Below are 13,559 nucleotides of genomic sequence, written 5' to 3' on the forward strand. Positions count from 1 at the left end.
ATGGCCCTCAAGGCCATTCGACATCAGCTGTGCAATCAGACCAGAAGCCCCCGCCCCTTTAATAGTGCGTCCACGCCGGGCATCCGCCCGCGAAAGGCTTCATAAAGCTCGGCGGCATCCCGCGCGCCTCCTCTGGAGAGAATATTCTCTTCCAATGAGGCCGCCAAAGCCTTGTCAAAAGGGTCTCCCGCCTCTTCAAAAGCCTCAAACGCATCGGCATCCATGACTTCGGACCACATATAAGAGTAATATCCAGAGGAATAGCCATCGCCGGCAAAGACGTGCGCGAATTGTGGCGTGGCATGGCGCATGACAATTGCCTTAGGCAGTCCCATCTCGGCCAGAACCTCAGCCTGCTTTGCCATCGGATCGGCCGGCGCAGCCCCGTCATGAAACGCCAGATCAACCATCGCCGAGGCGACATATTCCACCGTTTGAAACCCCATATCAAAGGTGGCCGCGCCGAGGACCTTGTCGAGCAACGCCTTGGGCATGGCCTCGCCGGTTTCATAATGGGTGGCAAATTCGGCCAGAACCTCGGGAACCTCAAGCCAGTGCTCATAGAGCTGGCTCGGAAGCTCGACAAAGTCGCGCGCCACAGAGGTTCCGGAAATACTCTCATATGTCACATTGGAAAGCATCTGATGAAGCGCGTGACCAAATTCATGAAACAATGTGCGGGCATCATCATAACTGAGAAGTGCTGGCGTTCCTTTGGCGAAGTTGCACACATTGATCACAACAGGCGTTTGCCTCTCAGGGTATGCCGCCTGAGCGCGCATCGCCGAACACCATGCCCCCGACCGCTTGGACCCGCGCGCGAAATAATCACCGATAAAGACCGCAATATGCTCACCGCCCCGCGTGACCTCCCAAGCGCGACAGTCCACATGGTATAACGGCACATCAAGTGGCGCAAACTCAAGCCCGAACAGGCGGGTGGCACAGGCAAAACTTGCCTCAATCATACGTTCGAGCTGAAAATAGGGCTTCACGTCTGCCTCATCGAGATCATGTTCCGCAACGCGGCGCTTGGCCGCATAATAGCGCCAGTCCCAAGGCGCCAGATCGCCGTTCACCCCCTCGGAATGCATCATTTCGGTCAGCACCTCAGCATCGGCCTCAGCCTGTGCTTTGGCAGGTGTCCAGACCTCCAGCAAAAGCTGGCGCACAGCAGCAGGCGTTTTGGCCATTTCGGTTTCAAGCTTGTAATCAGCAAAACTGGCATAGCCGAGGAGCAGGGCGCGCTCTTCGCGCAGCGCCAGAATTTCGGCACAGATTTCGCGGTTGTCTGTTGCCCCGCCAGTCGCGCCGCGTGCGGTCCAAGCCTCAAACGCTTTTTGGCGCAAATCCCGGCGCGCCGAAAACTGTAAGAACGGCACGATCAACGAACGCGACAGCGTCATAATCGGCCCGCCTGTGCCCCTCTCTTCGCCAGCGGCGCGAGCGGTGTCGATGACAAATTGCGGCAAGCCTTCAAGATCGTCTTCGTCAAGCGTCATAAACCAGCTTCGCTCATCCGTCAGAAGATTTTGCGTGAACCTTGTGCCAAGCTCTGCCAGACGCGATTTGATCTCTGCCATACGTTTGTCTTGCGCCCCCGAGAGCGCCGCTCCGGCCCGCACAAAGCTGCGGCGTGTGAGCATAAGAACGCGGGCTTGTTCTTCTGTCAGATCAAGGCTCGCCCGCCCCGCCCATACGGCTTCAATCTTTTCATACAGAGCTTTGTTGGCGGTGATTTGGGAAAAATGCGCCGCCAGCTTGGGCGCAAAGTCACGCTGCAAAGCTTCGCGCGCCGGGGTGCTGTCAGCACCTGCCACCGTAAAGAAAACCGAAAGAACCCGATCTAGCGCTCCGCCCGCCGCCTCAAGCGCGCCAATCACACTGTCAAAGCTGGCAGGCGATAGATCCTGCGCAATCGCCGCAATTTCTGCAGTATGGGTGGCAAGGGCCTCGTCCAAAGCGGGCGCAAAATCACTGTCCGCAATCTCTGCAAACGGCGCGATTTGGAAGGGGGTTGACCAGTCGGCCAAGAGTGGGTTCGTCATAATGTTTCCTTTTTCAGGCTCTTTTGGGTCTGACAGAGAGGGCACTCCTCGCGCACAGCAAGGGTGATTTTGCGACTTTCTCCATAAAGCCCGTCATAAATCAGCATTTCACCACGCAAGATGTGGCCTGCACCCGTGATCAGCTTGACAGCCTCAAGCGCCATCATGCTCCCGATGATACCAGGCAAGGGCGCGACAACGCCCGCCTCAGCACAAGACGGTGCAAGCCCCTCAGAGGGGGCCGTGGGAAAGATACATTGATAACAAGGGCCGCCACGCGCAGGGTCAAAGACTGAAAGCTGCCCCTCCCATTGCGCCAACGCTCCCGACACCAGCGGCTTTTTCAGCGCAACGGCTGCTGCATTGCTCAAATAACGGGTCGCGAAGTTGTCTGTCCCGTCAATGATCACATCATATTCGGCAAAAAGCTCTGTTGCGATGTCCGGTGTCAGGCGGCGCTGATAGGGGCGCAGATGAACATAAGGGTTGAGCGCGCGCATGGCCTCCGTTGCGGAATGCACTTTGGCTGTTCCAATCGTTTCGTCGCGGTGAATGACTTGGCGTTGAAGGTTGCTGTGATCCACAAGATCATCATCCACCACTCCGATCGTTCCAACCCCTGCTGCCGCAAGATACATCAGCACAGGAGAGCCAAGGCCGCCCGCCCCAATCACAAGAACTTTGGCGTTTTTGAGCTTTTTCTGGCCGGGTCCTCCCAGCTCTCGCAAAACAATATGGCGCGCATAGCGCTCAAGTTCTGTCACGCCAAACGTGCCCTGCGGCGGGGGCGCTGGCTCAGGCGCCACACGCGCCTTCAGACGTGACAGGCCAAACCCGTAAACCCAAACCATCGCAGCCAGCCCGCCCACCATGGCCCAAGGTGCAGGGTTCCCCTCAGGATGGGCAAACTGCAGACCGAGTGCGCCCGAATAAATCACAGACATAAGTCCCCAGACTTTGGTCTTGGACCACTCCAAGCGCCGCCCCAAAGCCCAGATCATCAGAAGGAGGCCAAATATCCCCAAGGCCATCAGTTTTGCCCCGTCGACCCAAAGCCGCCCACGCCACGCGCCGTATCAGAAAGCGCTGCTGTCAGCTCAAATTGCGCCTGCACAACTGGCGCCACGACCATCTGCGCAATCCGCTCGCCGTGTCTGATTGTAAAAGCTGCACTGCCCGCATTCATCACAATCACTCCGAGCGGCCCGCGATAATCCGCGTCGATCGTGCCAGGGCTGTTTGGCAGGGTGATCCCGTGTTTCAAAGCCAGTCCGGACCGCGGCCGCAATTGCACCTCATAGCCCTGCGGAATTTCGACCCTAAGCCCTGTGGGCACCAGCGTCCTCGCGCCCGCCTCAAGCATAATTTCGCCACGGTCCGCAAAATTGGCGCGCAGATCGGCGCCCGCGGCCCCTATCGTTTCATAAGCCGGCAGGCCCAAGGCGCTGTCCGCCCCCTCATCCCATATGACTTTTACAGTGACCACAACGCCCCCCTTTTTCTTTCTAAAAATATCCCCGCCGGAGGCTTCCTAGGCCAGAGCCTCAGCGATCCGCTCTGCGAGCTGGCGTCCGACCTCCGCCTTGTTCATGCGCGGCCAGTCTTGCGAACTTGTATCTGTGATCAAATGGACGGCATTTTCCGTGCCCCCCATGATCCCCGTTGCAGGGCTGACATCATTGGCAACAATCCAGTCACACCCTTTGCGTTTGCGTTTGGCCGTGGCATTGACGATCACATCATCTGTTTCGGCCGCAAACCCGATCACAAGCTTGGGCCTGCCCGCTGTCATCTGGCTCACTTCGGCCAGAATGTCAGGGTTTTCCGTAAATTCGAGCACAGGCAGCTGCCCCGCCTGCTTCTTGATCTTGGAGGCGCTTTCGCGCGCCACGCGCCAGTCGGCAACCGCGGCGGCAAAGACACCCGCGTCAACAGGCAGCGCGTCTTGCACCGCGCGCCTCATATCTTCAGCACTCTGAACCCTGACCACCTGAACCCCGTCAGGCGGCGCCACATCAGCAGGCCCCGTGACAAAGACCACTTCGGCCCCAAGCCGCGCCAGCGCCGCTGCGATGGCGGTGCCCTGCGCCCCTGAGGAGCGGTTGGCGATATAGCGCACAGGGTCAATCGGCTCATGCGTCGGCCCAGATGTGACCAAGACGCGTTTGCCTTTGAGCGGGCCATCAGAGAGCGCCGTCTCAACAGCAGCAACAATTTCCAATGGCTCTGACATACGCCCGTCGCCATATTCCCCACAGGCCATATGGCCCGCATTTGGACCAACCACCCTGATGCCATCGCCTTGCAGAGTGGCGAGATTGCGCTGTGTGGCGGCGTGCTCCCACATCCGCAGGTTCATGGCAGGGGCAATCATAACGGGTGTATCTGTCGCCATAAGCAGCGTTGTAGCCAAATCATTGGCATGGCCTCCAGCCATTTTTGCCATCATATCCGCCGTGGCGGGCGCAACCAACACAAGGTCGGCCACACGGCTCAGCTGGATATGGCCCATCTCGGCCTCATCCGTCAGATCAAAGAGATCGGTATAAACTTTTTCGCCTGCCAGAGCCGCAACAGAGAGAGGCGTGACAAACTCTTTCGCGGCAGAGGTCAACACAGGCGTGACACTGGCCCCCCGCTCTTTTAGGCGGCGGATCAGGTCCAGACATTTATACGCCGCGATCCCGCCGCCAATGATGAGCAATAGTTTTTTGCCAGCCAGCATAGCGGCCTCCGCAGGTTATTTGGTCGCAACAGAGTTAAGCCGAGCGGCGGGCAAACTCAATGGCTCACTGCGGTGAGGCGCTGTGGCGTGCGACTTTCTACACGCCTGAGCGACAGTTTTTGCGATGTGCCTCTTGCTTCGCAACAGATAAGCGCTCTTAAGATAGGCCATGACATATGATCTTTATATCGGCGACAGAGCCTTTTCGAGCTGGTCTTTGCGGGGGTGGTTGATGCTTGAGCACTTCAAGCTGCCATACCGCGCGCATCTTGTGGGGCTGTATTCAGGCACGCTGGCGGCTGACATTGCCTCGCTCGCGCCGGCTCGCACTGTTCCTGTGCTGGTGTGCGAAGATGGGGCGGTGCTTTTTGACAGTATGGCAATCGCTGAAGAGCTTGCCACACGCCACCCTGACGCTGGGCTTTGGCCACAAGCTCCCAAGGCGCGGGCATTGGCACGGTCTATCGCAGCCGAAATGCACGCAGGCTTTCAGGCATTGCGCGGCGAATGCCCGATGCAATTGTTTCACCAATGGGTCGGATTTCAGCCTTCCGAGGCGGTTTTAAGAGAGCTCGCGCGGCTGGAGGTTTTGGTGTCCCATGCCAAGGCCTTGGCAACAGACGGCCCTTGGCTGTTTGGAGCTTATTCGATTGCCGATGCGTTTTTCGCTCCGCTGATGGCGCGGATTGCAGGCTTTGGGCTCCCTGTGAACGTGGAAGTGGCTGCCTATGTAAACACAACCCTCATGGACCCGGCCTTTCGGCTTTGGCGCGCCGAGGGCGTGGCTGTTTCTTACCAGCCTTTTCCTTACCCGCTGCCACTGAAAACGGCAGACTGGCCCCTATCGGTATGTGAGAGCTGAATTTAACGGTTTCGTTAACCAATTTTAAACGTCCCCTGCCTATCCGTTAACCAAGTTGGGATGAGTAAAATGGTTTCGCGCACGTATACTGTGGCCTTTGAAGGGGTTGAGGCTCGCACGGTCGAGGTGCAATGCGCCGTGACCCCTGGCTTGCCTGCTTTTTCGATTGTTGGCTTGCCTGACAAAGCCGTCTCCGAAGCCCGTGACCGAGTGCGCGCGGCCCTGAGCGCGCTTTCAATTGCTTTGCCCTCCAAGCGCCTCACGATCAATCTATCACCTGCGGATTTGCCCAAAGAGGGCAGTCATTTTGATTTGCCCATTGCGCTGGCGCTTCTTGCGGCCCTTGGGATTTTGGCGAATGATGCTGTTGAGGGCGTCACCTCACTGGGCGAGCTGTCTCTTGACGGCGCTCTTGTGCCTGTGATCGGCGCCTTGCCCGCCGCTCTTGCCGCCGCCGCGCAAGGGCGCAACCTGATTTGCCCCGAAGCTTCGGGGGCGGAGGCCGCATGGGTCGATGCGGCGCAGGTGATCGCGCCCGCTTCACTTTTGCATACGATCCAGCATTTGACAGGCCAGATGCCCTTATCGCCCGCGCAGGCGGGTGAGGTGCGCGCCGAAAGTGGCAGGCGCGATCTGCGCGACGTCAAAGGACAGGAGCGCGCCAAACGTGCGCTCGAGATTGCGGCAGCGGGGCGTCACCACATGATTATGATCGGCACGCCAGGGTCGGGCAAATCCATGCTCGCGGCGCGGTTGCCCTCGATACTGCCCCCTCTCAGCGCCGCAGAAGCCCTTGAGACCTCCATGATTCATTCACTTTCAGGGCTGATTGAAGAAGGTGGTATTTCGCGGCGCCGCCCCTTTCGGGAGCCACACCATACCGCTTCGATGGCGGCCATTGTCGGCGGCGGGCGCAGCGCCAAGCCAGGAGAGATCAGCCTCGCGCACAATGGCGTGTTGTTTATGGACGAGTTCCCCGAATTTCCGCGCGCTGTGCTTGAGACCTTGCGACAGCCTATCGAAACAGGCGAGGTTGTGGTGAGTCGCGCCAATGCCCATGTGCGCTATCCCTGCAGCTTTTTGCTGATCGCGGCGGCAAACCCTTGCAAATGCGGGTATCTGTTTGATCCCGCCCGTGCCTGTGCCCGTGTGCCTCTTTGTGGTGAGGAATATCTAGGCCGTATTTCTGGCCCCTTGATGGACCGCTTTGATATCCGCCTTGAAGTCCCGCCCGTATCGTTGAGCGATCTGGATTTGCCTGCAAGCGGCGCCAGTTCGGCGGATGTGGCGCAGACTGTTGCAAGGGCGCGGGCTGTGCAGGCTGCGCGGTTTGACGATCAGGACACCCTGTCTCTGAACGCGGATGCCGAAGGGGAACTTCTGGAGGAAATAGCCGCCCCCGACGCAGAAGGACGCGACTTTTTGTTGAAGGCTGCCGAAAAATTCGGACTGACTGCGCGAGGCTATCACCGTATTTTACGCGTTGCCCGCACAATTGCCGATCTTGATGAAAGCCTTGCGGTGCGAAAGCCCCACATTGCCGAAGCGGTGAGCTTTCGCGTCGGAGCGTCAGGCGGCTGAGCCGCTGCGCCGCGCTTCTATGGCCAGCCATATCTTTTCGGCAATATTCACACCATCAAAGCGCTCAAGCTCCTGAATGCCTGTGGGCGAGGTGACATTGATCTCGGTGAGATAGTCCCCGATCACATCGATCCCGACAAAAATCTGACCTTTTTCTTTCAAAAGCGGGCCAATGCGCGCGCAAATTTCAAGGTCCCGCTCTGTTAGGCCGACTTTTTCAGGCCGCCCCCCGACGTGCATATTAGAGCGGGTTTCGCCCGCAGCGGGGACGCGGTTGATCGCGCCGACAGGCACCCCGTCAACGAGGATGACACGCTTGTCGCCATTTGACACATCAGGCAAAAACTTCTGCATTATCAGAGGCTCACGGCTGTTTGCCGCAAAAAGCTCATGAAGGGAGGCAAGGTTTCTGTCCTCAGGTGTGAGACGGAAAACCCCTGCCCCGCCGTTGCCATAAAGCGGCTTGAGGATCACGTCTTTATGCTCGGCTTTGAAGGCTCTCAAATCCTCCAAATCCCGCGCAATCATCGTTGGGGGAGTGAGATCAGGGAAATCGAGCACAAGGAGCTTTTCTGGGTAGTTGCGAACCCAGAACGGATCATTGACCACGAGCGTTTCGGGGTGAATACGGTCCAAGAGATGGGTCGTTGTGATGTAAAACATATCAAACGGCGGGTCTTGGCGCAGCCAGACAACATCGAATGTAGAGAGATCAACTTCGGTTTCGGCCCCGAGGGCAAAGTGATCGCCTTTCACACGCTGAACGCTCAGAGGCCAGCCCCGCGCCAGAATACGGCCTTCGCGATAGCTCAAGCGCTCTGGCGTATAGTAAAACAGCTCGTGACCGCGCGCTTGTGCCTCTTCTGCGATACGGAACGTGCTATCCGCGTTGATATTGATCGGTCCAATCGGGTCCATCTGGAAAGCAATTTTCATGGCGCAGCCTTGTTGCATCAGTTGCGCTATAAATGGCCGAGATCGCGACGGTGTTCAATGGCTCACGCGCCAAAAGCGTTTTTGATCACATGGCAGGCCCCCGTGCCGTTTACGAGAGCGACATCAATCCGCATCAGGCTGAGCCGGCCTTGGGCGAGCTTGGCGGCATATTCTTCGGCGGCAACTGCGATCCGCTCCATTTGAGCCGGGCCAAGCCGCTCGACGGCCTGCGCGAAATCACGTGCACGTTTGACTTCTACAAAGACGGTTTCGCCGTTTTTAGAAAAAATAAGGTCAATCTCGCCCGCCTTGCCACGCCAGCGCTCGTCCAAGAGACGATACCCTGCCTGCGCATAATGGCGCCGGGCGACATTCTCGGCGGCAACACCCGAATGATAGGCGGTTGATCCGCGCTTTTGAGCGTTTTGCGACGCTTTGGAGAGAAGTTTTGTAGCCATACCCCAAGCAAACACATTCTCCTCAACAAATTATGAAGACTTTTGCAGCTCCAGACCGATTTGATAGATTTCACGGCGCTTGATGCCTGTATCTTCGGCAAGCCTGTCGGCGGCGTCCCGCAGGCTCATATCTTTGAGCAAGCTTTCAAGCTCCGCCACCAACGTGTCGCGGCTGAGTTCTGGGGCGGCCCCTTTGCCGATCAAAACGACAATTTCGCCTTTTAAACTGCGCTCTGTCAGCGCGTCAGACAGACTTTCCAATGTGCCGCCGATCACTTCCTCGAATTTCTTTGTCAGCTCTCGACATATCCGCCCCTCTCGCGCGCCCCCCAAGACATCGGCCGCATCCTTGATCATGGCGCTGATACGCTTGGGAGATTCATAAAACACCAATGTGCCTTGCGCATTCTCGAAACTTTTCAAAACCTTGCGGCGCGCTGACTTTGTACTTGGCAAAAAACCAGCAAAAGTGAAAATATCTGTCGGCAGCCCCCCCAAGGTGAGCGCCGTAATGACCGCTGAAGGCCCAGGGAGGGAGGTGACCCCGAAGCCTGCGCTCTGGACTTCGCGCACCAGATGATAGCCGGGATCCGCGATCATGGGGGTGCCAGCCTCCGACGCATAGGCGACAGATTGCCCAGCCGCCAGTGCCTTGAGAATTCTTGGGCGTGCCCGCTCGCCATTGTGATCGTGATAGGCAATCACGGGGCGGTCTCCCAGCGCTATCCCATGAATTTCCATGAGCTTTTTAAGGGTCCGCGTATCTTCGGCCGCCAAAATATCGGCGCTTGCAAGCACATCGAGCGTGCGCAGAGTAATATCGCGCGCGGTGCCGAGAGGCGTTGCCACAAGATAGAGCATAGGCTCCAGAACGATTTCTTTATGATTCACCTCTAGACCCTCACGCCTCAACGTTTATTATCATTCTAAACCAACAAGCTTGGGCAGGCAGGATTTTGCCAGCAAGACCCAAAGCTCACGGAGAAAGAAGTTATCCATGTTTGCTGTTTTGAGTGTTATTCGCAAGCCTTTCCCTAAAGTCTTTGCCCTGCTCGGTCTGATTTGGCTCGCGGCTTGCGAGCCCATGAGCTTTGATACCTCGGGCGGCAACTTGCAAGCCGGCGCGCCTGTTAAAGTGGCCCTGCTTTTGCCACGGGGCAGCGCGATCGACGGCGATAGTCTGGTGTCTGATGCCTTGGAAAACGCCGCGCGTCTGGCTGTGGCCGACCTTCAGGGTGTGCAGGTTGATTTGCGCGTTTATGCAACAGCGGGAGATGTTATGCGCGCCCAGACGGCCGCAAAGCAGGCTGTCGCGGACGGCGCACAAGTGATCCTTGGCCCCCTGCGTGCCGAGGCGGCCAATGCTGCGGCGATCGCTGTTGCAGCCAATGGCGTGAATGTTCTGGCGTTTTCCAACAACACAACAATTTCTGGCGGCAATCTCTTTTTGCTCGGTGCGACCTTTCAAAACACCGCCAATCGCCTTGCCGACTATGCCCAGCAAAGCGGCAAAGAGCGAATTCTTGTGGTGCATGACGAGGAAATCGGCGGGCAGCTTGGCAAAGCCGCGATCACACAAGCCATCGCGCGCTCTGGCGCAACCCTTGCAGGGATCGTGGGATATGAACGTTCTCAGCAGGGTGTGACAAGTGCTGTTCAACGGATCAAGGCGGCCGCAGAGGCCAGCAGCGCCAATGCCGTCTTCATGACCTCAACATCAGATGCGGCCTTGCCGTTTTATGCGCAAATGCTCCCTGACGTCGGGATCAGCCACCCAACGACACAGTTTATCGGCCTCTCCCGTTGGGACATCCCTGTTCAAACGCTCGAGCTTTCTGGCCTTCAGGGCGGCTGGTTTGCCCTGCCCGACCCAACCAAATCAACCCAGTTCAACGCCAGATTTTCCGAAGCCTACGGCCAACCGCCGCATCCACTGGCCGCGCTGGCTTATGACGGGATCGCAGCCGTCGGAGCCCTCGCAAAATCAGGCAAGCGCGATGCGCTCTCTGCGGCCTCCATTACGCAAGGCGCCGGCTTTCAAGGCGCCAACGGCATTTTCCGCTTCTTCCCTGACGGGACAAATGAGCGTGGCCTTGCGATTGCTCAGGTTCAGGACAAAAAACTAGTGATCATTGATCAGGCTCCAAGAGCATTCAACGGTGTAGGATTCTGAACTGTCGCTCAATATCCACCTCCCCCCAAGCGATGACACCCTGATCTGCCCCGCAGATCAGATCATTGATGCGCAAAAGCTCACTGCCGATCTTGCGCGCCTTGCGCAGGATTTTGGTGATGAGGCAGATCTTCGCAAGCAAGCCGCCAGCCTCTTGCTGGCCTATCGCAAGGCAGGGATGTCAGCGATTGAAGCGGCCTTCGCGGCGGCGCCACTGGAAGCTTTGCCCACACGGCGCGCCTATTGCTGGCTGGCCGACTGCTTGGTCAGCTGCACCTATGCTCTAGCGTCACAAGTCTTGCACCCGCTGAGTAGCAAGAGCGACGAGGAAGCACTCGCGCTTTTGGCTGTTGGCGGTTACGGGCGCGGGGAAATGGCGCCACAGTCTGATGTCGACCTTCTGTTTCTCATGCCCAAGCGCGTCACCCCCCGCGCCAAAAGCGTGATCGAGGCGATGCTCTATATCCTTTGGGATTTGCGCCTTAAAGTCGGGCACTCAAGCCGCAGTATTGCAGACTGCCTCGCCCTTGGCGGGGAAGATTTCACAATCCGAACCGCCCTGCTCGAGCAGCGGTTTCTGGTTGGCGATGCGGCCCTCGCAACACAGCTCAACCAGCGCCTTGAGGACGAGCTTTTCAAAGGCAGCGAAACCGAATTTGTCACAGCAAAGCTCGCCGAACGCGACGAACGCCATGAGCGGCAAGGCGAACGCTATGTTGTGGAACCCAACGTTAAAGAAGGCAAAGGCGGCTTACGTGATTTGCAATCTCTCTATTGGATCGCAAAATACGTTCATCACGTGGAGCAGATCGAAGATTTGGTGCGCCTCAAAGTGTTTCGCCCTGAGGAATACGAGCGCTTCCAGAAAGCCGAAAACTTTCTCTGGGCGGTACGCTGTCATCTGCACCTCGTCACCAACCGCCCCAATGAACAGCTGACCTTTGATCTGCAAGTCGAGGTGGCCGAGCGCATGGGCTATGAAGACTGCGCCGGGCGGCGGGCGGTTGAACATTTCATGCAGGACTATTTCCGAAATGCGACCCGCGTGGGCGACCTCACCCGCATTTTCCTCACCAAGCTCGAAGCCATCCACGCCAAGCCGGAACCCCTGTTGCAACGCATTTTTTCGCGCAAACCACGAGTGAAAGACGGCTATCACGTTATCCATGGCCGGCTTGCCGTCCTAAATGAGGCGGCGTTTCTCTCAGATCCGCTCAATCTGTTGCGTATTTTTGAAGAAGGCCTGCGCACAGGGATGTTGATCCACCCTGATGCCATGCGGCTCGTCACGGCAAACCTGCGCCTGATTGACGAGGCGTTTCGCGACAATCGCGAAGCCCAAAACATTTTTCTTGATCTCTTGCTCAAGCATGGAAATCCGGAACGTGCCCTCAGGCGTATGAACGAATTGGGGGTGCTTGCGGCCTTCCTGCCCGAGTTCGAGCCGATTGTCGCCATGATGCAATTCAATATGTATCACGCCTATACCGTCGATGAGCATACCATTCAGGTGATCTCCAATTTCTCGCAGATCGAGCGCTTGGAACTTGAAGAAGAATTACCTATTTCCACAGAAATTCTTCGCGATGGGGTGGATCGCAAAGTCTTGATGGTCGCAATGCTTCTGCATGACATTGGCAAGGGCCGCGATCAGGACCATTCTGTTCTTGGCGCACAAATCGCGCGCAAGGTTGCGCCACGCCTCGGCCTCAGCCGCAATGATTGCGACACCGTCGAGTGGCTAGTGCGCTATCATTTGCTCATGTCGGATATGGCCCAAAAGCGCGATATCGCCGATCCGCGCACCGTGCGCGACTTTGCCAAGGCCGTGCAGACTGTGAAGCGGCTTGATTTGCTCACAGTCCTCACCGTCTGCGATATTCGCGGCGTCGGCCCGGATACATGGAACAACTGGAAGGCCGCGCTCATTCGTGCGCTCTATCGCCAGACGCGTCATGCGCTTGAAGAAGGCATGGAAGCCCTCAACCGCGAGAACAGAGGCGCAGAAGCCAAAAAAGCGCTCCGCTCCGAACTTGTGGGTTGGGCGAAAAAAGACATAAAGGCAGAAACAGCGCGCCACTATCCGCCCTATTGGCAAGGCCTGCATATCACTGCCCATGTCGTCTTTGCCAATCTTCTCAAAGGCATAGGCGATAGCGAAATTCGCATTGATCTGCACCCTGATGATGACCGCGATGCCACCCGCGTCTGTTTTGTTATGGCGGACCATCCGGGTATTTTCAGCCGTATGTGCGGCGCGCTCGCGCTTGTCGGAGCCAATATCGTCGATGCGCGCACCTTCACATCAAAAGACGGCTACGCCACAGCGGCCTTCTGGGTTCAGGACACAGAAGGCAGCCCCTTTGAAGCCGCCCGCCTGCCGCGCCTGCGAAAAATGATCGAGCGCACATTTGCAGGCGAGGTGATCGCCGGCGAAGCCATTCAGACCCGCGACAAGCTCAAGAAACGGGAGCGTGCGTTCCGTGTGCCGACCTCGATCACCTTTGATAATGAAGGCTCCGAAATCTACACGATCATCGAAGTCGACACCCGCGACCGCCCCGGCCTGCTCCACGATCTTACGCGCACCTTGGCAAACTCCAATGTGTATATCGCTTCCGCCGTTATAGCGACCTTCGGCGAACAAGTGGTCGACACCTTCTATGTCAAAGATATGTTCGGCCTCAAATTTTACACCGAGAGCAAACAGAAAACATTGGAAAACAAACTCCGAACCGCCATCACAGAAGGTGCCGAGCGCGCCCACGCCTGAGCC

At 57.5% G+C, this 13,559-nt stretch carries 12 protein-coding genes; 4 read left to right on the top strand and 8 right to left on the bottom strand.

Annotated elements, in window-relative coordinates; all coding sequences use genetic code 11:
• Positions 1 to 35: 35 nt before the first annotated feature.
• From ACTF58_RS06270 to coaBC, 4 genes are read right to left on the bottom strand one after another with little or no spacing between them, the layout of a single operon-like run.
• On the bottom strand, positions 36 to 2,048 hold the full coding sequence (locus ACTF58_RS06270) for a M3 family metallopeptidase (protein WP_438991118.1): 2,013 nt from the start codon (positions 2,046 to 2,048) through the stop codon (positions 36 to 38).
• Complete coding sequence (locus tag ACTF58_RS06275; RefSeq protein WP_438991119.1) at positions 2,045 to 3,079, bottom strand: HesA/MoeB/ThiF family protein; 1,035 nt, start codon at positions 3,077 to 3,079, stop codon at positions 2,045 to 2,047. Before ACTF58_RS06275 ends, ACTF58_RS06270 begins: the two co-directional genes overlap by 4 nt.
• Entirely contained in the window at positions 3,079 to 3,534 is a 456-nt protein-coding gene (gene dut / locus ACTF58_RS06280) for a dUTP diphosphatase (protein ID WP_438991120.1), read from the bottom strand. Before dut ends, ACTF58_RS06275 begins: the two co-directional genes overlap by 1 nt.
• 45 nt (positions 3,535 to 3,579) lie before the next feature.
• Positions 3,580 to 4,773 carry a bifunctional phosphopantothenoylcysteine decarboxylase/phosphopantothenate--cysteine ligase CoaBC gene (gene coaBC / locus ACTF58_RS06285; protein WP_438991121.1) on the bottom strand — a complete coding sequence of 398 codons (1,194 nt, stop codon included), beginning with the start codon at positions 4,771 to 4,773 and terminating at the stop codon, positions 3,580 to 3,582.
• A 169-nt stretch (positions 4,774 to 4,942) separates the two neighbouring features.
• Between coaBC and ACTF58_RS06290 the strand changes: the two genes are divergently transcribed.
• Both ACTF58_RS06290 and ACTF58_RS06295 read left to right on the top strand, forming a co-directional pair.
• Positions 4,943 to 5,635, top strand: coding sequence for a glutathione S-transferase (locus ACTF58_RS06290; protein ID WP_438991122.1), 693 nt, complete (start codon positions 4,943 to 4,945; stop codon positions 5,633 to 5,635).
• Between the two features lie 69 nt (positions 5,636 to 5,704).
• The gene (locus ACTF58_RS06295; RefSeq protein WP_438991123.1) at positions 5,705 to 7,216 is read left to right on the top strand and encodes a YifB family Mg chelatase-like AAA ATPase; all 1,512 of its coding nucleotides are present in this window, start codon (positions 5,705 to 5,707) and stop codon (positions 7,214 to 7,216) included.
• Here ACTF58_RS06295 and gshB read toward each other — a convergent pair.
• The 3 genes from gshB to rsmI all read right to left on the bottom strand — a co-directional run bounded on the left by gshB (position 7,205) and on the right by rsmI (position 9,501).
• Entirely contained in the window at positions 7,205 to 8,152 is a 948-nt protein-coding gene (gshB, locus tag ACTF58_RS06300) for a glutathione synthase (protein ID WP_438991124.1), read from the bottom strand. The genes ACTF58_RS06295 and gshB overlap by 12 nt on opposite strands.
• A gap of 62 nt (positions 8,153 to 8,214) precedes the next feature.
• A complete protein-coding gene (locus ACTF58_RS06305; protein WP_438991125.1) occupies positions 8,215 to 8,610 on the bottom strand; it encodes a YraN family protein in 396 nt (131 codons plus the stop codon).
• Positions 8,611 to 8,640: 30 nt separating this feature from the next.
• The gene (gene rsmI / locus ACTF58_RS06310) at positions 8,641 to 9,501 is read right to left on the bottom strand and encodes a 16S rRNA (cytidine(1402)-2'-O)-methyltransferase (protein WP_438991126.1); all 861 of its coding nucleotides are present in this window, start codon (positions 9,499 to 9,501) and stop codon (positions 8,641 to 8,643) included.
• A 106-nt stretch (positions 9,502 to 9,607) separates the two neighbouring features.
• On the opposite strand from rsmI, the gene ACTF58_RS06315 reads away from it, so the two are divergent.
• Positions 9,608 to 10,783, top strand: a complete 1,176-nt coding sequence (locus ACTF58_RS06315; RefSeq protein ID WP_438991127.1) for a penicillin-binding protein activator — start codon at positions 9,608 to 9,610, stop codon at positions 10,781 to 10,783.
• On the opposite strand, the gene ACTF58_RS06320 is transcribed toward ACTF58_RS06315, so the two are convergent.
• Positions 10,764 to 10,925 (bottom strand): hypothetical protein, encoded by a 162-nt coding sequence (locus tag ACTF58_RS06320; protein WP_438991128.1) that lies wholly within the window; start codon positions 10,923 to 10,925, stop codon positions 10,764 to 10,766. The two genes, ACTF58_RS06315 and ACTF58_RS06320, sit on opposite strands and share 20 nt — an antisense overlap.
• On the opposite strand from ACTF58_RS06320, the gene ACTF58_RS06325 reads away from it, so the two are divergent.
• Complete coding sequence (locus ACTF58_RS06325; protein WP_438991181.1) at positions 10,848 to 13,556, top strand: [protein-PII] uridylyltransferase; 2,709 nt, start codon at positions 10,848 to 10,850, stop codon at positions 13,554 to 13,556. The two genes, ACTF58_RS06320 and ACTF58_RS06325, sit on opposite strands and share 78 nt — an antisense overlap.
• The last annotated feature ends 3 nt before the right edge of the window (positions 13,557 to 13,559 follow it).

The sequence above is a fragment of the Lentibacter sp. genome (assembly GCF_965657785.1).
Lineage (GTDB): Bacteria > Pseudomonadota > Alphaproteobacteria > Rhodobacterales > Rhodobacteraceae > Lentibacter.

Excerpts from the sequence above, each read along its gene's own strand:
- gshB (WP_438991124.1), bottom strand. The coding sequence starts at position 8,152 with ATGAAAATTGCTTTCCAGATGGACCCGATTGGACCGATCAATATCAAC.
- ACTF58_RS06315 (WP_438991127.1), top strand. The coding sequence starts at position 9,608 with ATGTTTGCTGTTTTGAGTGTTATTCGCAAGCCTTTCCCTAAAGTCTTT.
- ACTF58_RS06270 (WP_438991118.1), bottom strand. The coding sequence starts at position 2,048 with ATGACGAACCCACTCTTGGCCGACTGGTCAACCCCCTTCCAAATCGCG.
- coaBC (WP_438991121.1), bottom strand. The coding sequence starts at position 4,773 with ATGCTGGCTGGCAAAAAACTATTGCTCATCATTGGCGGCGGGATCGCG.
- ACTF58_RS06275 (WP_438991119.1), bottom strand. The coding sequence starts at position 3,079 with ATGGCCTTGGGGATATTTGGCCTCCTTCTGATGATCTGGGCTTTGGGG.
- ACTF58_RS06295 (WP_438991123.1), top strand. The coding sequence starts at position 5,705 with ATGGTTTCGCGCACGTATACTGTGGCCTTTGAAGGGGTTGAGGCTCGC.
- ACTF58_RS06305 (WP_438991125.1), bottom strand. The coding sequence starts at position 8,610 with ATGGCTACAAAACTTCTCTCCAAAGCGTCGCAAAACGCTCAAAAGCGC.
- ACTF58_RS06290 (WP_438991122.1), top strand. The coding sequence starts at position 4,943 with ATGACATATGATCTTTATATCGGCGACAGAGCCTTTTCGAGCTGGTCT.